The following is a 26,824-nucleotide window of genomic DNA, read 5'->3' on the forward strand; positions in this document are numbered from 1 at the left end:
GTAAACAACGTCATGGCACGCAACAGCTAGGCTGGGGGGTCGCCTCGCCCGGTGCATAAAGAAAAAGGGCCGCCGAGGCGACCCTTGGGCATTGCTGTTTGCTCGAACTTAGGAGCGGGCGAGCTTGCCGGACTTGAGGCACGTGGAGCAGACGTTCATCTTCTGCTTGTGGCCGTTGAGAACGACGGTCACGTGCTGGATGTTCGGACGGAACTTGCGGTTGGTGACGCGGTGCGAGTGGCTGATCGAACGACCGGCGACGGCGTGCTTGCCGCAGATAGCGCAAACCTTAGACATTGTTGTAGACCTCCATGTAAGCGGCGCTCTGATGCGGCCGCCCTCGACACATAGCCGAATCAGAATAACACAGCTCGGAGTGGGTGCAAGAGAATTTATGCGAGATGTTGTGTCCAAGCTGTGAAGGTTCCCCCATGCGATGGGCTTCAGTATAGCCAAGCCAGGCGCGGATATACTGCCTAACACTAGAAGCTAATACTAGAAGGTATTTGGAGGGATCAGATGGAGCACGAACGTACGTCTCCGACAGCGGATAGCTCCCAGGCATCGGCCGAGCTGCACGAGCTTGCTCGCCGCCTCATGAGGCTGGCATGCGAGTTGGGCTCTTTTAAGTCGGCACATGAGGTGAGTGCCTCGGCGAGGGGGCTTCCCGCAATCATGCGCGTGCTCATGGAAGCGGACGGCCCCGTGTCGCCAGGGGAGCTGGCTCGTAGGACCGGCGTTACGGACGCGCGCATCGCGAACGCCCTGCGTGCGCTTGAGCAGCGTGGCTTCATTAGCCGGTGTGCCTCCACCAAGGACCGCCGGCGCGTGGAGGTCTCGTTAACTGAGAGCGGCAGGGAGTCGATTGTCCGGCATGGCGAGGAGGCCGAGTGCTTCATTGTGGGCTATCTGGGAGAGCTGGGTCTTGAGGACGCTCGTGACCTCGTTCGTCTGGTCGGACGAATCCTTGAGGTGATCTCTGCCCGCGCCAAGCAGGGTCGAGACGTCATGCCGCATGTGCCGGAGGCGCTGTTTGCCGATGGCGCCACCCTTGGCGACAAGGCCGGAAAGGAGGACTGACCTTGAGGGTAATCCGACTCTTCAAGAAGCATCTGGTTGCGCTGGCCATCGCGTTTGCCCTACTCGCCGTTCAGGCCAATGCGGAGCTCGCGCTTCCCAGCTACATGAGTGCAATCGTGGACGTGGGCATCCAACAGGGTGGCATTGCGTCTCCGGTGCCGCAGGGCATCAGGGCCCAGTCCCTCGAGGACCTCGAGCTCTTTATGGGCGATGATGACGCCTCGCTCGTGGAGGCGGCGTTTGCGCCCGCTGGCACCGATGGCGTGCGCGCCTACCAGGGGAGTGATGCCGACGCAAAGAAAGGCTCCCAGTTGGCTGACGTCCTTGCGCGGTCGGAGATGATGGCGCTCGCTCTCGAGCGGGGCGCCGATGCGAGCGCGCAGGGAGGGGCGGCGAGCGCGTCGACGTTCGTTGCCGGTGAGTCCTCCGGCGCCTCCTCCACGCTTAGCCTCTATCAGGTGCGCCAAGCCTATGAGGCGGGTCTCGTCTCCAAAGACCAGCTCGTGGCTGCCGCTCAGCAGGCCGCCGACGCCACGGGCTCCTCGGTGACGAGCCAGCTCGCCGTCCAGTACGTGCAGCAGGAGTACGAGGCACAGGGTGTCAATCTCTCTGCCATCCAGGACTCCTACCTCGGCTCTACGGGGGCCACGATGTTTGCGCTCTGCCTTGTGGGCCTTGCCTGCGCGGCTGTGGTGGGCGCCGTCGCGTCCCGCACCGCGGCGACCATCGCCCGCGACCTCAGGCGCGACACCTTCCGGCAGGTCATGTCCTTCTCGCCCGCCGAGGTCAACAGGTTCTCCCAGGCGTCGCTCATCACGCGGTGCACCAATGACATCCAGCAGCTGCAGATGACGGTGACGCTCTTCATGCGCATGGTCCTCTACGCCCCGATCATGGGCGTGGTGGCCGTGACGCGTGTGGTGCAGACGTCCACGGGCCTCGAGTGGACCATCGGCGTGGCGGTCATCGCCGTGTGCGCCGTCGTGGGCTCCCTCATGGGGCTCACCATGCCGCGCTTCAAGCGCATGCAGGGTCTCATCGACCGCGTGAACCTCGTGGCGCGCGAGATGCTCGACGGCCTCATGCCCATCCGTGCCTTTGGCCGCCAGCAGCACGAGCTCGAGCGCTTTGACGAGGCGAGTCGCGAGCTCATGGGCACTCAGCTGTTCACCAACCGGGCCATGAGCTTCATGATGCCGCTCATGATGCTGGTCATGAACTGCGTCACCGTTCTCATCGTGTGGTTTGGCTCCCATGGGGTCAACGAGGGCGTCATGCAGGTGGGCGACATGATGGCGTTCATGAGCTACACGATGCAGATTGTCATGTCGTTCATGATTCTCACGATGGTTGCCGTGATGCTGCCCCGCGCCGAGGTGGCAGCGGAGCGCGTTCAGGAGGTCATCGCCTGCGAGTCGAGCATCAGGGAGCCGAAGCGGCCCCAGCTTCCCGCCCCGGATGCCCCTCGCGGCGAGCTCGTCCTCTCGCACGTAAGCTTCCGCTACCCCGATGCCGACGAAGACGTCATCTCGGACGTTAGCTTCACGACGCGCGCCGGCCAGATGACGGGCATCATCGGCTCCACCGGATCGGGCAAGTCTACGATCGTTCAGCTTGTACCCCGGCTCTATGACGTGTGTGGGGGCTCGGTCTCGCTCGATGGCGTGGACGTGCGCAATTGGCCGCTCTCCGAGCTTCGCGAGCGCATCGGCTACATCCCCCAGCAGGGGCGCCTCTTCTCCGGCACCATCGAGAGCAACCTCAAGTTCGCGGGCGACTCGGTGTCGGACGAGGACATGCGCCGTGCGGCTCGCATCGCCCAGGCGGCCGACTTCGTCGAGGGGCGCGAGGAGGGCTACGAGGCTGCGGTCTCCCAGGGCGGCTCCAATGTGTCCGGCGGCCAGCGCCAACGCCTCGCCATTGCCCGGGCGCTCGCGAAGCGTCCCGAGGTTGTGGTGTTCGACGACTCGTTCTCCGCGCTCGACTACAAGACCGACGCGGCCTTGCGCGAGGCCATCGCCGAGGAGCTCACGGACACGGCTGTCGTAGTGGTTGCCCAGCGCGTGGCAACGATCATGCGCGCCCACGAGATCATCGTGCTGGACGAGGGCCGCGTCGTCGGGCGCGGCACGCATGAGGAGCTTCTGCGCAGCTGCCCGGTATATCTCGAGATTGCGGAGAGCCAGCTCTCGCGTGCCGAGCTTGGCCTTGATCAGGAAGGGGGTGCTCGCTAATGGCAGACCAGAGCAAGTCTGCGCCGCGCCGCGGGCCAATGGCGGGCGGGCCCGTCGGGGGCGTGGTGGAGAAACCCCACGACCTCGTGGGTACGCTCCGTCGCCTGCTTGGCTACATCGGGCGGCACAAGGTTGCCGTGTTGGCGGGCATTTTGTTCGCCATCGGCTCGGTGGTGTTCAACGTCGTGGGGCCCAAGGTGCTGGGGCAGGTCACCACCAAGCTCTACGAGGGGCTGGTGGCCAAGGTCCAAGGCACGGGCGAGGTCGACTTTGTCTGGATTGGGCGCACGCTTGCCATCTTGCTCGGCATTTATCTTGCGAGCTCTTTGTGCAGCCTCATTCAGGGTTGGCTCATGACGGGCGTGACGCAGAAGGTGGTCTACCGCATGCGCCGCGAGATCTCGGACAAGATCGCCCGCGTGCCGCTGAGCTACTTTTCCGAGCACAGCAAGGGCGACGTCCTCAGCCGTATCACCAACGACGTGGACACGCTGGGCCAGTCGCTCAACCAGTCCATCACCCAGCTCATCACGAGCGTTGCGCAGATTGTTGGCATCACCGCGATGATGCTCTCCATATCGCTGTCCCTCACGGGCGTGACGCTGCTGACGCTGCCGGTGTCGGTGGTTGTCGTGGGCATCATGGTGCACTTCTCCCAGAAGTACTTCCGCGAGCAGCAGGAGGTGCTCGGCCGCGTGAACGGCATCGTGGAGGAGGACTTTGCCGGGCAGGGCGTGATCCAGGTCTTCGACCGCTCCGATGCCTCCGTGGAGGAGTTCGAGCGCGAGAATGACCGGCTCTTTACGAGCGGGTGGCGCTCGCAGTTTCTCTCCGGCCTTATGATGCCGCTCATGACGCTCGTGGGTAACCTCGGCTACGTGGGCGTCGTGGTGGTGGGTGCCAGGCTCGCCCTTGCCGGCATGGCAACGCCCGGTGACATCCAGAGCTTCATCCAGTACGTTCGCAACTTCACCCAGCCCATCCAGCAGCTTGCCAACGTGAGCAATACGTTGCAGTCCATGGCGGCGGCAACCGAGCGCGTCTTCGAGTTCCTCGCGGCACCCGAGGAGGATGACCCCGTGGCGCCCCAGCTTCCCGCCGCGCGCGAGGGAAGGGTCGAGTTCGACCACGTGCGCTTTGGCTACGAGGCCACCAAGCCCATCATCCGCGACCTCACGTTCATGGCCGAGCCCGGCCAGACGGTGGCCATCGTTGGCCCCACCGGCGCCGGCAAGACCACACTCATCAAGCTCGCGCAGCGCTTCTACGACGTGGACGCGGGAGCCATCCGCGTAGATGGCGTTGACGTGCGAGACTGGCGGCGCGCGGACCTGAGGGCTGAGTTTGCCATGGTGCTCCAGGACACTTGGCTCTTCAGCGGCTCGATTCGCGAGAACATCCGCTATGGCCGGCCGAACGCCACCGACGAAGAGGTGGAGGCCGCCGCCCGCGCCGCGCGTTGCGACCGCTTCATCCACACCCTGGCCGGCGGCTATGACTTCCAGATCAACGAGGGGGGCACCAACCTCTCCCAGGGGCAGCGCCAGCTCGTGACCATCGCCCGCGCGGTGCTCGCCAACCGACCGGCGCTTATCCTGGACGAGGCCACCTCCAACGTGGACACGCGCACGGAGGAGCTTATCCAGCGTGCCATGGACGAGCTCATGCGGGGCCGCACGAGCTTCGTGATTGCCCACAGGCTCTCTACCATCAAGGCTGCCGACGTGATTTTGGTGCTGCGCGACGGAGACATTGTCGAGCAGGGTACCCACGAGGAGCTGCTCGTCAAGAACGGCTTCTATGCCGAGCTCTACAACAGCCAGTTTGCCGACAACGAGTAAGCGGAACAGGGCATATCCTTGCCTGCGAATACACGGAGCGCATCCGGCCAGCTGTCGGGCACGCCAAAAACGAAGGAGTGCTACATGGCCGATTCATCTGCTTCTGCCCAGAAGCAGATGAAGATCATCCTGTTCGCCGGGTGCCTCGGCGCTGGCAAGACGACGCTGCTCAACCACATCCTTGCCAACGACAAGGGCATCCGCGCCGCCGTGCTTGCGAACGACATCGGCGAGATCGACGCCGGCGCGAGCCTCATCGCCCAGGACGACCTCTCGCAGGTCGACGGCTAGCTCATCCCGACGACGAACGGCTGCCTGTGCTACTCGCACTCGGCATGCTCACGCTCGTGGTCAAGCCACTGCTCTGGGTAAGCCGTGTGCGACGGGTCGTTTGCGCCGCCTCGTCCCCTGCTCCTATTGCCAAAAGACGCGCTCGGCGTTCCCGTGCGCGATAATCTCGAGCTCGGTGACAGCGAGGCCAAAATAAAGCAATTTATATTGAGTCGGTACAAGAAACCCGGGGGTCGGTCTACCGACCCCCGGGTTTCGCGATTTCATAGACCATGTGCGAGCTGGCAGGTTTGGACCAGGTGCGTAGATTACACGTGAGCCGGCGGACGGGACGACACCCGTGGCGAGGATGAGGGTGTGGATGTGACCTGGCAGGAAGTTCCTCGCCCCGATGTGGCGACCCAGGCCACCGACCTCGTTTGAAGGAGCTCCCATGGCACATCCCACTCGTGTTGCGCATGACGGCCTAGAGCTGCCGCGATCGGCTTTGGCACCCATCGCGTAAGGGCCTCGACGTCCTCGCCGTGGTCGGCCATGCCCTCGAGCAGGGCTACCGCCTGATCGACAGTGTCTACAACTATGAGAACTAGGGAGCCGTCGGCGCTGCCATTCGCAACTCCGGCCCTGGCAGCGAAGGCTCAATTTGGCGCGTGTGCGGGCCTGTGACCATTGCAAACGTGTGCACGCCCACGCCTTGAACGTGTAATTATTTTTTTGGCCATTTGTCAAAGACGTATTGGCGAAAGGCAAAAATCCATCCATAACTGTCACCAAAGTGACTAGTTTGTCCTCCACATTATTTCTACAGTAGTGAACCTGGGTTTGGGGTGGTCCCAGCTCAGAGAGGAAGAAGGGTACTTCATGAACAGAAGAGAGAAGGTGCTACTGGGAGCGAGCGTGTACATCGCGGCTCTCTTTGGCGTCATGCCGGCTGCCAATGCCATGCACATTATGGAGGGCTTCCTGCCGGTTCAGTACTGCATCGCGTGGGGCGTCATTAGCCTGCCGTTCGTGGTGGTTGGCTTCCAGTCGATCAAGAAGACACTTGCCAAGAACCGCCGCACGCTCACGCTGCTTGCGCTTGCCGGCGCGTTCGTGTTCGTTATCTCCTCGCTCAAGATTCCCAGCGTCACCGGTTCCAGCTCGCACATGACGGGCACCGGCCTGGGCGCCATGCTCTTCGGCCCCACGGCTACGAGCGTCCTCGGACTCATCGTCCTTATCTTCCAGGCTATCCTGCTCGCGCACGGCGGCCTCACCACGCTCGGCGCCAACTGCTTCTCGATGGCCATCGCCGGCCCGCTTGTCTCCTTTGGCCTGTACAAGGGCCTCTCGAAGACCTCGCTGAACCGCAAGGTCGTCATCTTCATCGCGGCGTTTCTCGGTGACCTGTTCACCTACTGCGTCACGGCGTTCCAGCTCGCGCTTGCGCACAACGAGGCCGTGGGCTTCGGCACCGCCCTCGTCGAGAACCTCGGCGTGTTCGCGGTCACCCAGATCCCACTGGCCGTGGTCGAGGGCATCCTGACCGTCATCATCATGATCGGACTCGAGACCTACGCGAAGCCCGAGCTCAAGGCCATTGGCTACGCAAAGGACGGTGAGTAGCATGACGGATAGCACCTCCACGCACACCCCGGTGCACAAGCCTGAGAAGAAGAGCAACAAGGGCCTCGTTATCGGCCTGCTCATAGTGGCCATTCTCATCGCGTTCGTGCCGCTGTTCGTGCTCGCTCCGCAGGGCATGGAGTTCGGCGGCTCCGATGACAAGGGCGGCCAGCTCGTCGAGCAGACCGACCCCACCTACGAGGTCTGGGCCACCCCGGTGCTCGAGCAGATTCTGGGCTCCGAGCTTCCCGGCGAGACCGAGAGCTTCCTGTTCTGCGTCCAGACCGGCATCGGCGTGGGCATCGTCGCCTTCGTCATGGGCCGGCTCGTCGAGCGCAAGAAGTGGGAAGACGGCAGGGGCAAACCAGACGAGCTCTAGTCAGCTGCCTGCGTATATGGCATGACCGGGCAAGCCGGACGAGTTCAAGCCAGCAGCTGCCTGGTCATGCGACAAGCCCGAGCGTTCGGGCGTTTGAGGGCGGCCGACGGGGTCTGTGCGTCGGCCGCCCTCCCATGTTGAGGAATCCCAAGGAGGCGGGGATATGGAACGGAGCCAAACAGGGGGAGGGCACGCCTGCTGCGAGGCGGACCACGCGAGCTCCCACGACTGCTGCGGGGCGAGCGACGGGCACTCCTACACGCACGGGGACCGCCGCTCCCACACGCACGGGCATCACCATGGCCATGCGCACGGCCACGCCATCGACAACCTCGCCTACCAGAGCAAGCTCCGTTACGTCAACGCCGGGGTCAAGTTCGCGCTCGCCACGCTCACACTCGTCGTGCTGCTCGTGAGCCGCTCCATCTCCGTGGCGCTCGCGTGCGTCGTTACCATGGCGCTGCTCACCATTCGCGCGGGCGGCATTTCCGCACGCCGCTACCGTGGCCTCATGATGGTCCCCCTATTCTTCCTGATCGCCTACGTGCTGGTCATCGGCACGGCCATTCGCCAGACCCCGCTCGAGCTGTTCGCCCTGCGCTTCGGCTCGTGGTATCTCACGGCGAGCTGGTCGACCGTGCACTACGCCGTGCAGCTGTTCTGTACGGCGCTCGGGTGTGTCTCGTGCCTGTACTTCCTGTCGTGCAACACTCCCATGACCGACATCCTCGAGGTGCTGCGCCGCCTGCACCTGCCCCCGCTGTTCATCGAGCTCACGATGCTCATCTACCGCTACATCTTCGTGCTGCTCGATCGTGCCGAGGCCATCCGCACGGCACAGAACTCGCGCCTTGGCAACGTGACCTACAGAAGGGCGCTCCAGACGTTCGGCGACCTGTGCTCCTGCCTGTTCATCCAGGCCATCAAGCGCTCCGAGCGCCTCTTCGACGCCATGGAGGCCCGTGGCTACGACGGCACCATCCGCGTGCTTTCGGAGGAACACCCCGCCCGTCGTCGCGAGGTGGCGTTCGTTGTGGTCTTTGAGATCGCGCTCATTCTCATATCCCTGACCGTGAGGCTCTAGCATGAACAACGACATCATCCTCAAGGCAGAGGACCTGCACTATACCTACGACGATGGCAACACGAACTCGCTCGACGGCCTCTCGCTCGAGGTGAGGCGCGGGAGCCGGCTTGCCTGCATGGGCACGAACGGCTCGGGCAAGTCGACGTTCTTCCTGTGTTGCAACGGTATCCTCGAGCCGTGCTTCGGGTCAATCACGTTCGACGGCAAGCCGCTGGACTACTCGCGCAAGGGGCTTCTCGACCTGCGGCGTCGGGTGGGCATCGTCTTCCAAGACCCCGATGACCAGCTGTTCAGCGCGAGTGTGTACCAGGAGATCTCGTTTGGCCTCATGAACCTGGGCGTCGAGGAGGCCGAGGCGCGTCGGCGCGTCGACGCCATCATCGACGAGATGGAGATCAGGCCCTATGCGAGCAAGCCCACCCACGCGCTCTCGGGCGGCCAGAAGAAGCAGGTCTCCATCGCCGACGTGCTCGTGATGCGTCCCGAGCTCGTGATCCTCGACGAGCCCGCGGCGGCGCTCGACCCTCGTCACACGGCGCTTGTGAACCGTGCCGTGGAGCGCATGACCGCCGACGGCATTACGGTGGTCATGGCGACGCACGACGTCAACTACGCCTTCGAGTGGGCCGACGAGGTGGCGGTGTTCCATGCCGGCCGCGTCGTCGCGCAGGGGTCCACCGAGGAGATCTTCGCCAACGATCAGCTGCTGGCGGAGAACAACCTCGAGAAGCCCGCGGCCTTCGAGCTCTTCGACAGCCTGTGCGAGCGCGGCGTGCTCTCTCGCGAGCTGAGGATTCCCCACACCCTCAAGCAGCTCGAAGGCTACATCGCAGACCTGCACGCGTAGCGGTCGGTATTCTGCGAGTGGCGCCTGCGCCCGCTCCTACGTCCTCGCGCCCCTCGCACGAACCGGCCTTGCCCCTCGCATCCCCTACACGAACCGGCTGAGCCCCTCGCGGCATCCGTCTCCCAATCGGACGGGTGTCGCGTTTTTAGTTTCCGAACTACTTGTTTTGAAACGTGCCTGTGACTAGATTCTGGTTACCAATAACAAAACACTGTGTTCCGGAATGGTCGCAGTGTCTGCGCATGGGAGGTAACCGATGCGTTTGCGCGAGACGCTTGCTTCATGGGTGGACATCGAGCCGGTGGTCACGATTCCCTGTGCCGCGGCTTCTGCGGTGGCACTTGTGGTGAGCCTCGGCGGATGGACCCGCGAGGCCCTTCCGATTGATGTTGCGTGGTTCGCCGTGGTGCTGTGCGGGGTGCCCATCGTTGTCGGCGCCGTGCGCGGGCTCGTGGTCGAGTGCGACGTCACGGCCGACGTGCTGGTGTCGCTCGCGCTCATCGCGTCCCTTGCGGCGGGGGAGGGGGTCGCCGCCGGCGAGGTGGCGCTCATCATGCAAATCGGGTCGATGCTTGAGGACCACACGAGCGAGCGGGCACGCAAGGGCATCGAGGCCCTCATGCGCATGACGCCCCAGACGGCCCGCGTGTTGCGCGAGGGGAGGCAGGTCACCGTTGCCGTCGAGGAGGTGGCCGTGGGCGACGAGGTACTGGTGCTCGCGGGGGAGACGGTGCCCGTCGACGGCGTGGTCGTCGAGGGCCAGACGTCGGTCGACCAGTCGGTCATGACCGGCGAGAGCATTCCGGTCGACAAAGGGGTCGGCGACGAGGTCACGAGCGGTGTGGTCAACCAGCTCGGCCCCTTCACGCTGAGGGCGACGCGCGTCTGCCAGGATAGCGCCCTGGCGCGCATGGTGCGCCTCGCCCGCGAGGCCGACGCCTCCAAGGCGCCGGTCGTGAGCCTCGCGGACCGCTGGGCCGCGTGGCTTGTGGGGGTGGCCCTGGCCTGTGCCTTGGGCGCCTGGGCGCTTACCGGGGAGTTCATTCGCGTCGTCACCGTGCTCGTGGTCTTCTGCCCCTGCGCCTTCGTGCTCGCCACGCCCACGGCCGTCTCGGCGGGCATTGCTAACGCGACGGCCCACGGCGTGCTCGTTCGCAGCGGGGGCGCGCTCGAACGGCTTGCTCGCGTGAGGTGCGTCGCGCTCGACAAGACCGGCACGCTCACGATGGGTCGCCCGCGTGTGATCGCGGTGGCGGCGATGGCGGGTGCGCCCGCCGCGAATGCCAGTGACCTGAGCTTTGGCGAGACGGGGGTGCTCCGCCTGGCCGCGGCGCTCGAGCGGCGCTCGGAGCACCCGTTGGGCAAGGCCGTCGTCGCCTCCTGGGAGGAGCGTGCAAGCGATGCCGATGCTCTGCCGATGCCTGAGCCTACCGGTCTCGAGGTGCTCCCGGGCCGCGGCATCGCCGGGGTCGTCGAGGGTGTCGCCGTCTTGGCGGGCACGGCCGCGCTGCTTGCCGAACGCGGAGTCGATACGGCAAAGGTTGCCGCGTTTGCCGACTCGTGGGCGCGCAAGGGCGCCGCGCTCATCCTGGTTGCGGCCGACGGTGCCTGCGTGGGGGCCCTGGCCCTGGCCGACGAGCTTCGCCCCGAGGCCGCCTGCGCCATGGAGCAGCTACGTGAGCAGGGCGTCGAGCCCGTCTTGCTCACGGGGGACTCGGCGGCGGCTGCCTCGGGCGTGGCCGAGGCCGTGGGGATCACCGACGTGCGAGCGCACCTGCTTCCCGAGGACAAGCTGGCCAACATCCGGCAGCTCGTGGCCGGCGGCCGCCAGGTCTGCATGGTCGGTGACGGCGTGAACGACGCGCTTGCCCTCAGGAGCGCCTCGGCTGGCATCGCGATGGGAGGTATCGGCAGCGACGTTGCGGTCGAGTCGGCAGACGCTGTGCTCGTGAGCGACGACCTCACGCGCGTGCCCTACATCCTCGGCCTCTCGTCGGCGACAATGCGAAAGGTACGGCAGAACATCGCACTCGGCCTTGTCATCAACCTCGTTGCCGTGTGTCTCTCGGTGTCGGGGGCGCTTACGCCTGTGACGGCGGCGTTGTTCCACAACTGCGGCTCAGTGTTCGTGGTGATCAACGCGGCGACCCTCCTGCGCCGGCGCGCCGAGCGTCGCTGACGCACCGGCGCCTAGGGCCGCTGACGCGGTGGCGCTCTCGTGCGCGGACGTACCGCCGTCGCGCCTAGCTTCAACATGTACGGCCAGCTCCCACGTGGGGAGGCGAGCGAGCGGAGTGGCCTGTCCCGACGAGTGGGCGATTTCGGCCTGATTTAGGGACAAACTACTCCACTCGGCTTTTGGAAAGAGGGTCGGCGCGTGTTGCTGGATGTGGGAGCGACAGCGCTTGTTGCGTGCCCTGCTCAGTTTGCCCCGCCCTGGGCCCAGTCGCGCGCTATACTTTAGACATATGTGAGTTCTCATCGGCGGGCGCCGCCCGCGCCAGCCTTACGAGAGGAGCGGCACATGGCCGAACCCATCCCCGGCAACCTCCGGGTCTCCAATGACGTCATCGCCGACCTCGCCGGCTACGCCGCGCTCGAGTGCTATGGCGTGGTGGGCATGGCCTACACCGATGCCCAGGAAAACATCGTCCGCCTGCTCTCGCTTGGCAGCCTGCGCAAGGGCATAGACGTTGCCGTCGAAGACGGCCGCGTTAAGGTCGACCTCCACACCGTGCTCGAGCAGGGCGTCAACATGGCGAGCGTCTCGCGCAACCTCGAGAGCGCCGTGCGCTTTACGCTCAAGGAGCTTGCCGAGATCGAGAACGTCGACGTCACGGTGCACGTCGAGGACCTTCGCACCCACAAGTAAGTGAGAGCCACCCACGCGGCCCGCCAACACCGGGCCGCGTCCGCGTTTCCCGGCTGCGCCGGATGCTCATGTGGCCGTGCGCGGCCCGACGATTTGGAGAGAGTCCCAACAATGATTGCCAATGTGATCCGCTCGTGCTTCCCCGTTGCCGCCAAGGTCGTGGCCGACAAGGCCGAGGACATCAACAAGCTCAACGTCTTTCCCGTGCCCGACGGAGATACCGGCACGAACATGTCGCTCACCCTGGGCACGGTTGTGAAGGAGGTCCAGGCCCTGCCGGCCGGCGCCACCATGGCCGACGTTGCCAAGGCAATCACGCACGGCTCACTCATGGGCGCGCGCGGCAACTCGGGCGTCATCACGAGCCAGATCCTCCGCGGCATGGCCGAGGGCCTCGTTGACGCGCACGAGCCCGTCACCACGGCCGACATTGCCGCTGCCTTCCGCAACAGCGTGAAGGTGGCCTTCAAGGCCGTTCGCAAGCCGGTCGAGGGCACGATACTCACCGTCATCCGCGATGTCTCTGCCCGCGCGGACAAGTGCGAGAAGGAGAAGCTGTCGGTCTCCGAGATGCTCGAGGCGCTTGTCGTGGAGGCCTACGAGTCTGTGGCGCGCACGCCGGATTTGCTGCCGGTCCTCAAGGAAAACGGCGTCGTGGACTCAGGCGCCTATGGCTTCGCCACCTTCGTCGAGGCGTTCGTGAACGCGGCGCTGGGCAACGAGGGCAAGCTCACGGACTTCGAGACCTCCGTGGCCACCCCCACCGACGCGCACAACGCGGCCGACTCCCGTGTCCAGATCGAGCTCAACGACGACTGGGAGGGCTCGGAGTTCCGCTACTGCAACGAGTTCCTCTTCAAGGCCGAGAAGCCGTTCGAGCCTGAAGAGGCCCTGAGTTACCTTTCCACGCTCGGTGACTGCGAGCTCGTGGTTGGCTCCTATCCCGACTACAAGGTGCACGTGCACTCCAACGAGCCCAATCGCGTGCTCGAGTACATGCTGCGTTATGGCCAGATTTACGAGGTCTTCATCCACAACATGGACATCGAGGCGCACGACCGCACGGCCAAGATTGCTGCCGACCAGGCAAAGGACGCGGCGGAGGCCGAGGCCAAGCCCTCCGAGCCCAAGAAGCCTCTCGGCTTCGTGGCCGTTGCCGCCGGTGACGGCGAGGCCGAGATCCTGAAGTCCCTCGGCGTCGATGTGGTGGTCTCCGGCGGCCAGACGATGAACCCGAGCACGGCCGATATCCTCGACGCCGTGGCCCAGACCAATGCCGAGAGCGTCATCGTGCTTCCGGACAACGGCAACATCCGCATGGCGGCCGAGGCCGCGGCCGCCGCGAGCGAGGACGTCAAGGTTGTCGTCGTTCCCACGAAGACCGTCCCGCAGGCCTTTGCCGCCATGTTCGCGGTTGACCCCGAGGCGAGCATCGGGGACAACGCCGAGGCCATGGGCGAGGCCCTGGGCGACATCCGCGACGGCGAGGTCACCCACGCGGTGCGCGACTCCCAGGCCGCCGACGGCAGCCCCATCCACTCCGGTGACATCATGGGCATCGAGGGTGGCGCCATCACGGTTGTCGGCAGCGATGTCGACCAGGTCACGCTCGACCTCATCGCCAAGATGCAGGGCGAGGAGGAGGGTGACACCCTCACCATCCTCGCCGGCGAGGACATGGACGACGAGCACTTCCAGGCCCTCTGCGACAAGATCGAGGCCGCAAACCCCGACCTCGAGCTTGATGCCCACCGTGGTGGCCAGCCTCTCTACCCCGTCATCTTCTCCATCGAGTAGGCACCCGGGGACAGCGTGGGCGCCGTCTCTGGCTCTCTTCCAACCATAGGCGAGGCCGCCGAGCGCCTCGCCCGCACGAGGGCATGGGACGCCGACGTCTCACGCCTGCGCTACGCGAGCGCCTCCCGATCGGTGGCGCTCGCGCGCATTGGCGTGAGGACGATCCGCGATGCCCTCATGCACGTGCCCCATCGCTACCTCGACTTCACCCGTGTGACCCCCATCGGCCATGCGGACGTGGGAAGCGAGGTCACGGTGGTTGGCACCATTGACAAGGTGACCCTCAAACGGCCTAAGCCACGCATGCAGATCGTTGAGGTGGCGCTGATCGACGCCACGGGAGTGCTCATGTGCGCTTTCTTCAAGCAGCCTTGGCTCGCGGAGCAGCTGCGCGCCGGAGACACCATGGCCGTCTCGGGCAAGGTCTCGTTTGCCTTTGGCTTTCGACAGATGAGGCCGCAGTTTCACGAGGTCATAGCCCAGGTGAAGGACGCCGCCCAGCCACAGGGCTCCTCGAGTGGCGAAGCTTCCCCGCGGGGTGCCTGCGTCACCTATGCGCGCATGCTTCCCGTGCATCCCGTTACCGAGGGCCTGTCTTCCGCCTGGATGCGGCGCATCGAGTCCGCCGCCCTTGCAGACTACGGTGACGCCTGCGACCCCATACCCGCCTCGCTCGTGGCGAATCTGGGGCTCATGACGCTCTCGCGTGCCCTTCGGGAGGCCCACTTCCCCTCGGGCGCGAAGGCGGCCGAGCGGGCGCGTCGAAGACTCGCGTATGACGAGCTGCTTGGGCTGCAGGCGGCGCTGCTCTCTCGCCAGGCCATCGCGCTCGACGGCCTCGAGCCGCATGTGCACGTCGTGGACGGGCCGCGCCTCAAGGCATTGCTCGCGGCGCTCCCGTTCGAGCTCTCCGAGGAGCAGCGCCAGGCCACCGAGGAGATCCTCGCGGACATGGCGGCGGCCCGTCCCATGAACCGCCTGCTTCTTGGCGACGTGGGAACCGGTAAGACGGCCGTTGCCGCGGTTGCGCTCGCCGCCGTGGCGGACTCGGGCTCCCAGGCTGCCGTCATGGCGCCCACCTCGGTGCTCGCGCGCCAGTATGCCGAGAAGCTTGGGCCCCTTTTTGACGAGGCCGGCATCTCCTGGGCGCTCGTGACGGGCGCCACGCCCGCGGCTGAGCGCGCTCGGACCTCCGAAGGCCTTGCCGAAGGCACGGTGTCGGTGCTGTTTGGCACCACGGCCGTGCTTGGCGACGACATACGCTTCTCGGACCTCAGCCTCGTCGTGGTGGACGAGCAGCACCGCTTTGGCGTGGGCCAGCGCGGCGCCCTGCGCTCGAAGGGGCGCGTCGCCGACCAGCTCACCATGACGGCCACGCCCATCCCGCGCACGCTCGCCCTCTCCATCTACGGCGACCTTGCGTGCTCGCGCATCCGTACGAGGCCGCGCGCTGGTGCCGGCATCACGACGAAGCTCATCACACCGGAGAACGCCGACGTGGCCCATACCGCAATCGCGGAGGCCGTGGCCGCGGGGCACCAGGCGTACGTGGTGTGCCCGCTCGTCGATGACGCCGACGACGGCTCCGAGCTCGAGGACGTGCCGGAGGCGGAGCGTGCCACCGCCAAGCCCCACTCGGCACGGGCGACCTTCGAGCGCCTGAGGGGGCGCGTGTTCCCCTCGCTTTCCATTGGCCTCGTTACCGGGCGCATGCCTGCCTCTGAGAAGGATGAGGCAATGGCCGCGTTTCGCTCGGGCGCCACGCGGATACTCGTCTCCACGACGGTCATCGAGGTGGGCGTTGACGTGCCCAACGCCACCGTGATGATGATTTGGGACGCCGACCGCTTTGGCCTGGCAGCCCTCCATCAGCTTCGCGGCCGAGTGGGCCGCGGCGACGTGGCGGGAACCGTCTTTCTCGTGAGCGCCGCCCGCGGGACGAGCCCTGCCAAGCGCCGCCTCGAGGCCCTCGAACGCATCTCCGACGGCTTGGAGCTCGCCGAGATGGACCTTAGGCTCAGGCACGAGGGCGAGGTGCTTGGCTTACGGCAGTTTGGCGGCGTCACGCTGCGCCTCGTTGACCTTACGGCAGACGCGGACCTGGTCGAGGCCGCCCATGAGGACGCGCTTGGCCTCGTGAGCGCCGACCCTGCGCTCTCCGCGCCCGAGCACAAGGCGCTTGCCCGAGTGGTGCGCAGGCGCTTCGGAAGCTTTTTTGATGGCGAGCGCTCTCGCTAGGCGTATTGCTTGTGCGACAATGACGCACCGGAATGAGGGCGGGCTTGCCTGTCTGTGAGGTCAAGGGGGACAGCATGAGAATCGTTGGAGGGGAGTGGCGCGGACACCCCATCGAGGCGCCGGACGGGCGCGACGTCACGCGTCCCACGACGGACCGCGTGCGCGAGGCCGTGTCCTCCATGCTGCTCTCCGCCCGCGGGCTCTCCCTCGAGGGCGCGCGCGTCCTCGACGCCTATGCCGGCTCTGGGGCCCTTGGCCTCGAGATGCTGAGCCGCGGCGCTGCCTGGTGCACCTTCGTTGACATGGACCGCTCGGCCCAGGCACGCGTCAGGAGAAACGCCACCGCGCTCGGTGCCGCACCCGCAAGCTTCGCAATTGGCAGGGGAGACGTCGAGCGCATGGTTGGCTCCGGCAGGCTTGCGGGCGCTCCGTTCGACATCGCCCTGCTCGACCCGCCGTATGCAACCGACGCAGCCCGCGTCTCCGCGCTCGTGGAGGGGCTTGCCGCCAAGGGGCTCCTTGCGGCCGGCGCCCTCGTGCTCTACGAGCGAAGCTCGTCTGCCCCAACTATCGAGCCCGAGGGCTTCTCCCCGCTCAAGCAAAAGCGCTACGGCATCACGGCCGTCGACCTTCTCCGAATGGACCAAGCGAATGAGTGACAACACGTCTGACAACCTCTCCGGTTGCGCGGAGCGCATCGAGCACGTCGTCGTGCCGGGTACCTTCGATCCCATCACCTACGGGCACATCGACGTCGTGCGCCGTGCGCGTCGCATAGCCGGCAGGGTCACGGTTGCGGTGGCCGCGAGCCTCGGCAAGAACGGCACGGGTCCCGTCTTCTCCATCGACGAGCGCGTGGAGCTCGCCCGTGAGGCCCTGCGCGAGCAGGGGGTCATCGAGGGAGTGGACGTCATGCCGCTTACGGGCCTGCTTGTGGACTTCTGTCGCGAGGTTGGGGCCGGTGCCGTGGTGAAGGGTCTGCGAGCCATGACGGACTTCGAGTACGAGCTCCAGCAGGCAGACCTCAACTTCCGTCTTGCGCCCGACGTCGAGAGCATCTTCGTCATGAGCAACCCCTCCTACGGCTACGTCTCGTCCTCCATCGTCCGCGAGCTCGCGGGCCTGGGCGCAGACGTCTCCATGCTGGTCTCGCCCTGCGTGGTCAAGAAGCTTCATGAACGCTTTGATATGCACGACCGATAGATATGCATGCCTGATAGCTGCGGGTATGGTAGAGTTGAGCGAATAGGGCATCCAAGGTGCCCGTTTCGAGTGATTTGAGGTTCCGTGCGCGCGCCTTGCGTGCGGGGCAAGGTGGAAAGGAGCCTGCGCATGCAGCCGGGTGAGGAGATCGAGAACCTAGTCGCCGAGCTCGAGGACATCGTGGCCGACGGCAAGAAGCCGATCATGGGCGGCGGGCAAATCAACAACCCCCGCATCGTCGACGCCGATGCCGTCTTTGAGCTGCTCGACGAGATTCGCCGCATCTTCCCGGACGAGTTCCAGGGTGCCAGGCGCATCGTCAAGGAGGAGGACGAGATTCTCGCCCGAGCCCACCAGACGGCAGACTCCATCGTGGCCGATGCCCAGCAGCAGGCCATGATTCTTGCGGGCGACCAGGAGGTCGTGCGTCTCGCCAACCAGCAGGCGGACGAGATTCGCGACCAGGCCACGCAGTACGAGCGTGACCTTCGCTATCACATCAACGACTACGCAGAGGGTGTGCTCACGGGCATCGAGGACAACCTCAAGAGCGTCATCGCCCAACTCGAGCGCAGCCGACAGGCACTTGATGACGGCTCGAACAATCGCAGGTAGCCCATGGAGCCGATTCGGATACTGATTGACGAGCGTCTCGAAGGCGCCGGCGCTGCTCTGCCCGTCTCCGGTCACATCGACGAGCCCGGCTACTCCCTGGGCGAGCATGACTTCACGCTCCCGGAGGGCATTGACTACGACCTCGTGCTCACCAACGCCGGCGAGGGCATCCTTGCCTCCGGCATCGTGAGGGCCCACGTCGTAGGCGAGTGCGACCGCTGCCTCGAGGCGGCGGAGTTCGACATCGCCAGCGAGGTGGACGAGTACTTCCTCTTTCAGGCGCCCGCCGAGGAGGACCTTGCGGACGACGAGGACGAGGTCGACTATTCGCTCGTGGGCGAGGACCACACCATCGACCTTGCCGAGCCCATCATGGCTGCCATCCTGATGGAGACGCCGTACGTGGTGCTGTGCCGCGAGGACTGCAAGGGCCTGTGCCCCACCTGCGGAGCCAATCTCAATGAGGGTGATTGCGGCTGTGCCGCCAAGCGGGCCGAGGAGGCCGCCCGTGAGAACCCGTTCGCGGCGCTCGCGGACCTGAAGTTTGATGACGAGGCCGGCGAGTAGGGCTTTCAGCTCGCTTGTTTCTTGGGGGCTGCACACGAAATCCTGTGTCTGTCTGGTGTTGATGTGCAGGTTCGTGCTATAGTCTCCGTTTGTCTGTGAAAGACCGTCCCCGCGCGTGGACGTGAGATTCGTAAGAGAGGTCAACCATGGCAGTACCCAAGCAGAAGAAGGGCCGCGGCGCCACCCACAGCCGCCGTTCCGCCAACAGCAAGCTCGCGACCCCGTCGCGCTCCACGTGCCCGCAGTGTGGTGCCGTCAAGCTTCCGCACCGCGTGTGCCCGAGCTGCGGCTACTACAAGGACCGTCAGGTCATCGTTACCGAGTAGCTCAGAGCTTAGCGTTCTAAGGGCCGGCCTCAAGGGTCGGCCCTTTTGCTATTGAAGGGAGTTTGCGTATGACTCGCATCTGCGTTGATGCCATGGGTGGGGACGAGAAGCCCGAGGTCGTGCTCGAGGGCATCGCCAAGGCACTTGAGGCCGATCCCAACCTCGAGGTCCTCGTCACCGGCAACGAGGACGTCGTGACGCCGTTCTGCGCGAGTCATGCTCGTGCGGAGGCCCTTGTTACCACCGAGGTCATCGGCATGGCCGAACATCCCACCGAGGCGGTGCGCCATAAGCGCAACTCCTCCATCGTCCGAGGCTGCAAGGCGGTGCGCGAGGGAAGGGCAGACGCCTTCTTCTCCGCCGGCTCAACCGGGGCCATCCTCGCCGCCGGAACCCTGGGCGTGGGACGTGTCAAGGGCGTGCAGCGCGCTGCCCTCGCGAGCGCCCTGCCGGGCGTCACGGGGAGGATGACGACCCTGCTCGATCTTGGCGCTAACGCTGACTGCCCCACGGAGATGCTCGTCCAGTTCGCTCGGATGGGCTCGGCCTACGCCCAGGTTGTCCTTGGGGTCGAACGGCCTCGCGTGGCCTTGCTCAACAACGGCACCGAGGACACCAAGGGCTCCGAGGCCACCCTGGCCGCCCATGCGGCGCTCGCCGAGGCATCTGGCATAGACTTTGCCGGCAACTGCGAGGGCCGCGACTTGCTTGCCGGCACGTATGACGTCATCGTCACCGACGGCCTCACGGGAAATGTCGCCCTCAAGACCATGGAGGGCACGGCCAAGTACATTGCCGCCGAACTCAAGGCCGCCGCTCGTAAGAGCAAGCTCGTGGGCGTGGGCGCCCTGCTCGTTAAGCCGGCTTTCAAGCAGATTGCGGGCCTGCTCTCCGGCGACAGGATTGGCGGCGCCGCCCTGCTTGGGCTCAAGTCGCCGGTGCTCGTGGGCCATGGTGCCACCAACCCCGAGGCCATCTGCAGCGGCACCCTCACGGCAGCCACGTGCGTCCGCGAGGACCTGTGTGGAAAGCTTGCCGCGGCAGTGGCGGCGGAGGCGTAGTCAAGGGGGCATTCGTTTTCGCCGGGCCGGGCGGCCGCTCTTCTCGGGGCGGTCCTCCGCTGGGGTGAGGGCATGGGCTCCGCATCCCTCGCCGCGCTTCCCATTCGCTATGGGTACAATGAAAAGATGCGTGCCTAGGTCACGTGGCGTGCAGTGCACGTCGTACATCAACCCATGGAAGGTAGGGGAGTGCGCATGCCCCACGCCGCCGACACCGAGCGGATTTGTCATATAGAGGCCATCACCGACCACAAGTTTAAGAGGCGCGACCTCGCGCTCGCTGCCATAACGCATCCGAGTGCCGTGGAGGGCGAGCCTGTGTGGCACTCGTACGAGCGCCTCGAGTTCCTTGGCGACTCGATCCTTGGCGCCATCGTCGCCACCGACATCTTCGAGCGCTTTCACGACATGGACGAGGGCGAGCTCACGCGCCTCAAGATCTCGCTCGTGAGCGGCAAGACCCTGTCCGTTGTGGCCGAGAAGCTCGGCATCGGCGAGTGCATCATCTTTGGTGAGTCCGAGAAGGGCACGGGCGCCCGCGGCATGCACTCCGCCCTCGAGAACGTCTATGAGTCCGTGCTTGGCGCGCTGTACCTTGACGGCGGCTACGAGGTGGCGCACGAGTTCGTCATGCGCACGCTGGGACCCCACATCTCTCGCGACCTCGCCGAGCATCCGGTGAGCCCCAAGAGCCGCCTGCAGGAGATTACGCAGCGCGAGCTTCGCTGCGGTCCAGAGTATCGTCTCGAGGGCGAGCAGGGCCCCGCGCACAGCCCTACCTTCACCTCCGTGGTCCTCGTGTCCGGGCGCCGCATGGGACGAGGCACCGGCTCCTCCAAGAAGGAGGCGGAGAGCGCCGCCGCGGCAGATGCCATCAAGCGGCTCGCCGAGGAGGGCATTCCGTGTACCTAAAGTCCCTCACGCTGAAGGGCTTCAAGTCTTTCGCGGACCGCACGCACATGGTCTTCGACCCCGGGCTCACCGTTGTGGTGGGCCCCAACGGCTCGGGCAAGTCCAACGTTTCCGACGGCATCCTGTGGGTGCTTGGCGAGCAGAGCGCCAAGATGCTCCGTGGCCAGGCTATGGAGGACGTTATCTTCTCAGGCTCGAGCGCACGCAAGCCCGTCGGCGTGGCCGAGGTCACCCTCGTGCTGGACAACACGGACCGCACGCTTCCGGTGGACTTCTCCGAGGTGGGCATCACCCGGCGCATGTATCGCTCGGGTGAGTCCGAGTACCTCATCAACGGCGCGCCCGCGCGTCTCATGGACATTCAGGACATCCTGCACGACTCGGGTCTTGGCAAGGACACCCACTCGATCATCTCACAGGGCAAGCTCGACGCCATCCTTGCGAGCCGCCCCGAGGAGCGTCGTGGGCTCGTCGAGGAGGCTGCCGGCATCTCCAAGCATCGGCGCCGCAAGGAGCGCTCGCTGCGCAAGCTTGAGGATATGGACAAGAACCTTGTGCGCGCACGTGACGTCGCGCGTGAGATAAACCGACAGCTCAGGCCGCTGGAGCGGCAGGTTGACCGCGCAAAGCGCTTCAACGAGCTCGACTCGCGCCTCTCCGAGCTCACCTGTCAGCTCGCGGTTGACGACGTTCGCCGGCTCCAGGGCCAGTGGGAGGGGCTCCAGGCCAAGGGTCGCGAGGCTGCCTGTGCCATCGAGCTCGCCCAGTTCCGCGTGGACGAGAAGACCGGCGAGCTCGATAAGCTCCAGAGCATGCTCGAGCAGAAGGGCCTGTTCGTGGGCGACCTTGGCGAGCAGCGTCGTCGATGCGCCGATATCCTCGGCAGGCTCGAGAGCGACATGCGCCTGCTCGAGGAAAAGGGCCGCAACATGGTGGACCGTCTCTCCGAGACGCGCATGACCCTCTCGCAGCTCGAGCGGCAGCGCCGCGAGGCGAGCTCGGAGCTCGAGGACGTTGACGGTAGGCTTTCGGACACACGGGTTGCCACGAGCTCGCTCGAGGCCGACGTGGCTCGGCTCGAGCCCGAGGCCAAGGCCGCCACGGCCGCGCGGCGCGAGGCGAGCTCCGAGCAGAACCGCTTGGTTGGCGAGCAGCGTAGCTGCCAGCGCGAGCTGGACACCGCCACGCTCGCGCATGCCAAGCTCAAGGACGAGATCAGCAGCGCCGAGGTCGAGGACCAGATGTTCGCGAGCCGGCTCGAGCAGATTGACGAGCAGGTCGAGACCGCCGAGGCCGCGCTCGCGAGCCGCAGGTCCAGGCTTGAGGAGCTCGAGGCGTCAATTGCCGAGGCCACGAAGGTCGCGGACGCCGCAAAGGCCGACATCGCGACTCGCTCTGCCGGGCACGACGCAGCCCGGGCCGCTCAGCGGGCGGCCGCCCATGCCCTCGACGAGGCGCGTTCGGCGTTTGCCTCGGCCAACGCGACGCTGTCGGCGCTTCGCTCGGTTGACGCCCAACTCCAGGCGGGCTCTGACACGCTCGAGGGCCGCGTGCTCAAGAACTCCGAGCTTTCGAGTCTCGTTCGCTGCCGCCTGGCAGATGTCGTGAGCGCTCCCGCGGAGCTCGACCAGCTGGTGGAGCGGCTCCTCGGCGAGGCGCTCGCGGCTCCCGTGGTGGCTCACGGCGAGGACGTCTCCAAGCTTATGGACTCGGCAGCCTCCCAGCGCAAGGCCTCCGGATCGTTTACCGTGCTCTCTCTTGCCGAGCGCGCTCGCGCGCACGCCACCGGCGCTGGCGAGTCGCTCGCCTCCCGCCTCAGGGTGGCACCCGAGGCCGAGGGCCTCATCGATGCCCTGCTTGGCGACGTCCGCGTTGTCAAGGACGCGGCGGAGGCCGTGCGTGCTCACGAGGCGGAGCCCACGCTTACCTATGTCGCGCCCGGTGGCGTGGTTGCCTACCCAGACGGGCGCACCGTTGCCGGCACCTCGGCCGGGGCTGCCGCCGGCACCCTCGAGCGTAGGCGTCGCATAGCCGATCTTGAGCAGTCCATGCCCGCGCTCGAGCGTGAGGTGCGCGCCGCCCAGGAGGGGGTCGTCTCGGCCTCCGCCGAGGTCGACGCAGCCCAGGCCGCGCTCTCACAGGCGCGCGATGCCTCGGCCAAGGCAGCCGGCGAGATCTCACGCCTCTCTGGCGAGCGCTCTTCTGTGGCCTCTGAGGTGGGCAGGCTCGAGTCCCAGGTGAGCCGTGCGGCAGACGAGCGCACCCAGGTGACGCGCCGACGCGAGGAGGCTGGGCGTAAGGCCGCCGAGGCTCGGCCTCGCCTCGCCGGACTCAAGGAGAAGGCTGACGCCGCGAGGGATCGTCTCGGCGAGCTCACCCGAGAGCTGGACGAGGCGGCGCAACGTCGTCGTGAGGCGTCCCGTGCCGAGGACGAGGCCGCAAAGCGCGCGGCCGATGCCCGTCTCGACCTGGCCACCTCACGCGAGCGCCTCCGTCATCTCGAGGAGCGCTCGAAGGAGCTTTCCCACCGTATCATGGACGTTGACGAGCGCACGAGGGCCGCCGAGGAGAGCACGCGCTCCCTCGAGGTCCTGAGGCTTCGCGTTGACCCCTTGCACGAGCGCTACGACGTAATTCACGAGTGCGCCCTCGAGTGGGCCAAGCGCCTGCGAGACCGCGCGAGCCTCGCCGAGGCAGACTCGGACTCCCTCAAGAAGACCATCAGCGACGCCAAGGGCCAGGTGAGCGCCGCTATGGCTGAGCTCGAGCGCGCCAAGGCCGCGCAAGGCGACCTCAAGGTCGAGAGCGGTAGGCTCGAGGTGCGTGTTGAGCAGGCCATCGCGGCCATTACGGCAGACGGTCGCCACGTGCTGGAAGAGGCGCTCCAGATGCCCGAGCCCGAGGACCGCGAGGCCACCGAGCGCGAGGTTGCCAACCTGCGCAGGCAGATCGAGTCCATCGGCCCTGTGAACCAGGTGGCCATGGACGAGTACACTTCGCTCAAGAAGCGCGCGGACTACATCCACGAGCAGCTGGCAGACCTCGAGAGCGCCCGTGGCGCGCTCACGAAGATCACGGCCGCCATCGACCGCAAAATGCGCCGGCAGTTCCTCGCCACCTTCGAGGCCGTGAATGCGAACTTCATCGAGGTGTTCTCGATGCTCTTTCCGGGCGGCAAGGCCCATCTGGAGATGACCGATCCCGAGCATCCCTCGGAGACGGGTATCGAGGTGGTGGCGCAGCCCAGGGGCAAGCGCATCGCCAAGATGACGCTCATGAGCGGCGGCGAGAAGTCCCTCACGGCCCTTGCGCTGCTCTTTGCCGTCTATCGCACCCGCACCGTGCCCTTCTACCTCTTCGACGAGGTCGAGGCGGCGCTCGACGACTCTAACCTCGACAAGCTGCTCATGGCCATCGACCAGCTCAAGGAGTCCACACAGCTCATCGTCATTTCGCACCAGCGGCGCACCATGGAGCAGGCCGACGTGCTCTACGGCGTCTCCATGCAGGCCGACGGTGTCAGTCATGTCGTATCCCAGCGGCTCGACCGCGCAACAGGAAAGGTGGTCGATGCCTGATGGGGCTCGCTGACCGCTTGAGGAAGGGCCTCGCCAAGTCCCGCGAGGCCATCAACGAGATCTTCTACATGGGCGGCGAGGTCGACGAGCAGTTTTGGGAGGACCTCGAGGACTCGCTCGTCATGGCCGACGTGGGTGCAGAGGTTGCCATGCGCGTAACCGACGAGCTGCGCGAGCTTGCCGCGAAGCAGGGCCTGCGTACGGATCGCCAGATGCGCGAGGCACTGGCCAAGAGTCTTGCGGCCACGTTCCCGGAGGCCAAGCGCGATCCGTTTACCGACCTCCCGAGCTGCGTGCTCTTCGTGGGCATCAACGGCGCCGGCAAGACCACCACGGTGGGCAAGCTCGCGGCCGACGCGCGCGAGCATGGCCGGAGCGTCGTGATCGGCGGCGCCGACACCTTCCGCGCCGCCGCCATCGAGCAGCTCGAGGTCTGGGGCAGGCGCGCGGGCGTAGAGGTTGTGACGCGCGAGCGTGGCGCAGACCCCGCGAGCGTCTGCTACGACGTGGTCGAGAGCGCCGAGAAGTGCGGCTCCAAGCTCGTGCTCATCGACACGGCCGGGCGTCTTCACACCTCGCCCGAGCTCATGCGCGAACTCGCCAAGGTGGTCAACGTGACCCGCAAGCGCGCCACCATGCCGGTCTCAGTGGTGCTTGTGGTCGACGCCACGACGGGCCAGAACGGCCTCGCGCAGGCCCATGAGTTCAACGAGGCGCTTGATGTCGACGGCCTCATCGTGACCAAGCTCGACGGAACGGCGAAGGGCGGCATCGCGCTCGCCATCTCCGAGCAGCTTGGCCTGCCCATCTTTCGCATTGGCATGGGCGAGGGCATCGAGGACTTCCAGACCTTTGACGCACTCGAGTTCTGCCGCGCCCTCGTGGGCGAGAACCTCTAGGGGGATCAGATGTTCAACAACCTTTCCGACCGCCTCACCGACACCTTCGACAAGCTTCGCGGCAAGGGCAGGCTCACCGAGGACGACATCAACGTCGCCATGCGCGAGATTCGCATGGCCCTGCTCGAGGCCGACGTCAACTTCCGTGTGGTCAAGGACTTCGTGGCCACCTGCAAGACTCGCTGCCTTGAGGCCGACGTGCTCGACTCCCTCACGCCGGCCCAGAACGTGGTGAAGGTTGTGCTGGACGAGCTCACCGAGCTCCTGGGCTCCACGGAGAGCAAGCTCGTCTTCATGCAGAACCGCACGCCCAACGTGATCATGCTCGTGGGCCTGCAGGGCTCCGGCAAGACCACTGCCGCGGCCAAGCTTGCCTACATGCTCAAGAAGCAGGGGCGCACGCCCGAACTCGCGGCCTGCGACACGCACCGCCCCGCGGCTGCCGACCAGCTCGAGACCCTCGGCGACGAGATTGGCGTGCCGGTCTATCGCGGCGACGGCACAGACGCCGTGGCCATTGCCCGCGAGGCCGTGAAGGACGCCGTCGACCACCTGCGTGACGTGGTGATCGTGGATACCGCCGGCCGCCTGCAGATAGACGAGCTCATGATGCAGGAGGCCGTCGACATAAAGCGTGCCGTCAAGCCAGACCAGGTGCTCATGGTGGTCGACGCCATGACGGGCCAGGACATCGTGAACGTTGTGTCGGAGTTTGCCGAGCGCACCGACTTCGATGGCGTGATCATGTCCAAGCTTGACGGCGACGCCCGTGGCGGTGGCGCCCTCTCCGTGCGCGCCGTGACCGGCAAGCCCATCAAGTTCGTCTCCATGGGTGAGAAGCCCGACTCGCTCGAGGTCTTCCACCCCGACCGCATGGCCAAGCGCATCCTTGGTATGGGCGACGTTGTGGGCATCATCGAGCAGGCCCAGGCCACGGCCGACGCCGAGCAGGCCGCAGAGGCCGAGCGCATGCTGCGCGAGGGCTTCACGATGGACGACATGCTCACCCAGATGCAGCAGATTCGCAAGATGGGCGGCGTGGGCAAGATCTTGGGCATGCTGCCGGGCGGCGACAAGGCGATGCGCCAGATGGGCGGCGACCAGTCTGAGGAGCAGATGTGCAAGATCGAGGCCATCATCCACTCGATGACCAAGGACGAGCGCGCCCGCCCCAAGACCATCAACGGCATGCGTCGCTCGCGTATCGCCAAGGGTTCCGGACGTTCGGTCCAGGAGGTCAACGCGCTGCTCAAGCAGTGGGGCGAGATGAACAAGATGATGGGCAAGATGCGCGGCATGATGCAAAACATGAACAAGCGGCAGGCCAAGAGGCAGCTGCAAGACATGATGCGCGGGATGGGCATGGGCGGGAAGATGCCCTGGTAATGT

Annotated in this window: 23 protein-coding genes; 22 read left to right on the forward strand and 1 reads right to left on the reverse strand. The window is 65.8% G+C overall.

Translation table 11 applies throughout. The features are described from left to right. Positions 1-108 precede the first annotated feature (108 nt). Entirely contained in the window at positions 109-297 is a 189-nt protein-coding gene (gene rpmB / locus EFAMC2_RS06925) for a 50S ribosomal protein L28 (RefSeq protein WP_154028104.1), read from the reverse strand. Between the two features lie 222 nt (positions 298-519). Here rpmB and EFAMC2_RS06930 point away from each other — a divergent pair, with 222 nt between their 5' ends. The 22 genes from EFAMC2_RS06930 to ffh all read left to right on the forward strand — a co-directional run bounded on the left by EFAMC2_RS06930 (position 520) and on the right by ffh (position 26,821). Further along, positions 520-1,080 carry a MarR family winged helix-turn-helix transcriptional regulator gene (locus EFAMC2_RS06930; RefSeq protein WP_154028105.1) on the forward strand — a complete coding sequence of 187 codons (561 nt, stop codon included), beginning with the start codon at positions 520-522 and terminating at the stop codon, positions 1,078-1,080. A gap of 2 nt (positions 1,081-1,082) precedes the next feature. Beyond that, positions 1,083-3,314: an ABC transporter ATP-binding protein gene (locus tag EFAMC2_RS06935; RefSeq protein WP_154028106.1), complete on the forward strand. Its 2,232-nt coding sequence runs from the start codon at positions 1,083-1,085 to the stop codon at positions 3,312-3,314. Then, complete coding sequence (locus EFAMC2_RS06940; protein WP_154028107.1) at positions 3,314-5,155, forward strand: ABC transporter ATP-binding protein; 1,842 nt, start codon at positions 3,314-3,316, stop codon at positions 5,153-5,155. Before EFAMC2_RS06935 ends, EFAMC2_RS06940 begins: the two co-directional genes overlap by 1 nt. A gap of 84 nt (positions 5,156-5,239) precedes the next feature. Then, complete coding sequence (locus EFAMC2_RS06945; RefSeq protein ID WP_154028108.1) at positions 5,240-5,446, forward strand: GTP-binding protein; 207 nt, start codon at positions 5,240-5,242, stop codon at positions 5,444-5,446. An 861-nt stretch (positions 5,447-6,307) separates the two neighbouring features. Further along, the gene (locus EFAMC2_RS06950; RefSeq protein WP_154028109.1) at positions 6,308-7,054 is read left to right on the forward strand and encodes an energy-coupling factor ABC transporter permease; all 747 of its coding nucleotides are present in this window, start codon (positions 6,308-6,310) and stop codon (positions 7,052-7,054) included. A 1-nt stretch (position 7,055) separates the two neighbouring features. Next, positions 7,056-7,433, forward strand: a complete 378-nt coding sequence (locus EFAMC2_RS06955; protein WP_154028110.1) for an energy-coupling factor ABC transporter substrate-binding protein — start codon at positions 7,056-7,058, stop codon at positions 7,431-7,433. Between the two features lie 163 nt (positions 7,434-7,596). Continuing rightward, complete coding sequence (cbiQ, locus tag EFAMC2_RS06960; protein WP_154028111.1) at positions 7,597-8,517, forward strand: cobalt ECF transporter T component CbiQ; 921 nt, start codon at positions 7,597-7,599, stop codon at positions 8,515-8,517. Between the two features lies 1 nt (position 8,518). Further along, entirely contained in the window at positions 8,519-9,367 is an 849-nt protein-coding gene (locus tag EFAMC2_RS06965; RefSeq protein WP_154028112.1) for an energy-coupling factor ABC transporter ATP-binding protein, read from the forward strand. Between the two features lie 256 nt (positions 9,368-9,623). Then, positions 9,624-11,546: a heavy metal translocating P-type ATPase gene (locus tag EFAMC2_RS06970; RefSeq protein WP_154028113.1), complete on the forward strand. Its 1,923-nt coding sequence runs from the start codon at positions 9,624-9,626 to the stop codon at positions 11,544-11,546. A gap of 345 nt (positions 11,547-11,891) precedes the next feature. Next, positions 11,892-12,239: an Asp23/Gls24 family envelope stress response protein gene (locus tag EFAMC2_RS06975; protein WP_154028114.1), complete on the forward strand. Its 348-nt coding sequence runs from the start codon at positions 11,892-11,894 to the stop codon at positions 12,237-12,239. Between the two features lie 111 nt (positions 12,240-12,350). Next, positions 12,351-14,036: a DAK2 domain-containing protein gene (locus EFAMC2_RS06980; protein WP_154028115.1), complete on the forward strand. Its 1,686-nt coding sequence runs from the start codon at positions 12,351-12,353 to the stop codon at positions 14,034-14,036. Positions 14,037-14,051: 15 nt separating this feature from the next. Continuing rightward, positions 14,052-16,274, forward strand: coding sequence for an ATP-dependent DNA helicase RecG (locus tag EFAMC2_RS06985; protein ID WP_154028116.1), 2,223 nt, complete (start codon positions 14,052-14,054; stop codon positions 16,272-16,274). A 74-nt stretch (positions 16,275-16,348) separates the two neighbouring features. After that, positions 16,349-16,933 (forward strand): 16S rRNA (guanine(966)-N(2))-methyltransferase RsmD, encoded by a 585-nt coding sequence (gene rsmD / locus EFAMC2_RS06990; RefSeq protein ID WP_154028117.1) that lies wholly within the window; start codon positions 16,349-16,351, stop codon positions 16,931-16,933. Then, positions 16,926-17,477, forward strand: coding sequence for a pantetheine-phosphate adenylyltransferase (gene coaD / locus EFAMC2_RS06995; RefSeq protein ID WP_154028118.1), 552 nt, complete (start codon positions 16,926-16,928; stop codon positions 17,475-17,477). Before rsmD ends, coaD begins: the two co-directional genes overlap by 8 nt. A gap of 129 nt (positions 17,478-17,606) precedes the next feature. Continuing rightward, positions 17,607-18,092: an ATPase gene (locus EFAMC2_RS07000; protein ID WP_154028119.1), complete on the forward strand. Its 486-nt coding sequence runs from the start codon at positions 17,607-17,609 to the stop codon at positions 18,090-18,092. 3 nt (positions 18,093-18,095) lie between these two features. Continuing rightward, positions 18,096-18,659 (forward strand): YceD family protein, encoded by a 564-nt coding sequence (locus EFAMC2_RS07005; RefSeq protein ID WP_154028120.1) that lies wholly within the window; start codon positions 18,096-18,098, stop codon positions 18,657-18,659. 146 nt (positions 18,660-18,805) lie between these two features. Further along, on the forward strand, positions 18,806-18,985 hold the full coding sequence (rpmF, locus tag EFAMC2_RS07010) for a 50S ribosomal protein L32 (protein ID WP_154028121.1): 180 nt from the start codon (positions 18,806-18,808) through the stop codon (positions 18,983-18,985). A 68-nt stretch (positions 18,986-19,053) separates the two neighbouring features. Beyond that, positions 19,054-20,046: a phosphate acyltransferase PlsX gene (gene plsX, locus EFAMC2_RS07015; protein WP_154028122.1), complete on the forward strand. Its 993-nt coding sequence runs from the start codon at positions 19,054-19,056 to the stop codon at positions 20,044-20,046. 174 nt (positions 20,047-20,220) lie between these two features. Then, positions 20,221-20,958 carry a ribonuclease III gene (gene rnc, locus EFAMC2_RS07020; RefSeq protein ID WP_261980172.1) on the forward strand — a complete coding sequence of 246 codons (738 nt, stop codon included), beginning with the start codon at positions 20,221-20,223 and terminating at the stop codon, positions 20,956-20,958. Then, positions 20,949-24,536 (forward strand): chromosome segregation protein SMC, encoded by a 3,588-nt coding sequence (gene smc / locus EFAMC2_RS07025; protein ID WP_154028124.1) that lies wholly within the window; start codon positions 20,949-20,951, stop codon positions 24,534-24,536. Before rnc ends, smc begins: the two co-directional genes overlap by 10 nt. Beyond that, positions 24,536-25,435: a signal recognition particle-docking protein FtsY gene (gene ftsY, locus EFAMC2_RS07030; RefSeq protein WP_154028125.1), complete on the forward strand. Its 900-nt coding sequence runs from the start codon at positions 24,536-24,538 to the stop codon at positions 25,433-25,435. Before smc ends, ftsY begins: the two co-directional genes overlap by 1 nt. 9 nt (positions 25,436-25,444) lie before the next feature. Beyond that, positions 25,445-26,821, forward strand: a complete 1,377-nt coding sequence (gene ffh, locus EFAMC2_RS07035) for a signal recognition particle protein (protein WP_154028126.1) — start codon at positions 25,445-25,447, stop codon at positions 26,819-26,821. Positions 26,822-26,824 lie beyond the last annotated feature (3 nt).

Origin of the sequence: Olsenella uli (genome assembly GCF_901212655.1) — a bacterium.
Taxonomy (GTDB): Bacteria; Actinomycetota; Coriobacteriia; order Coriobacteriales; family Atopobiaceae; genus Parolsenella; species Parolsenella uli_A.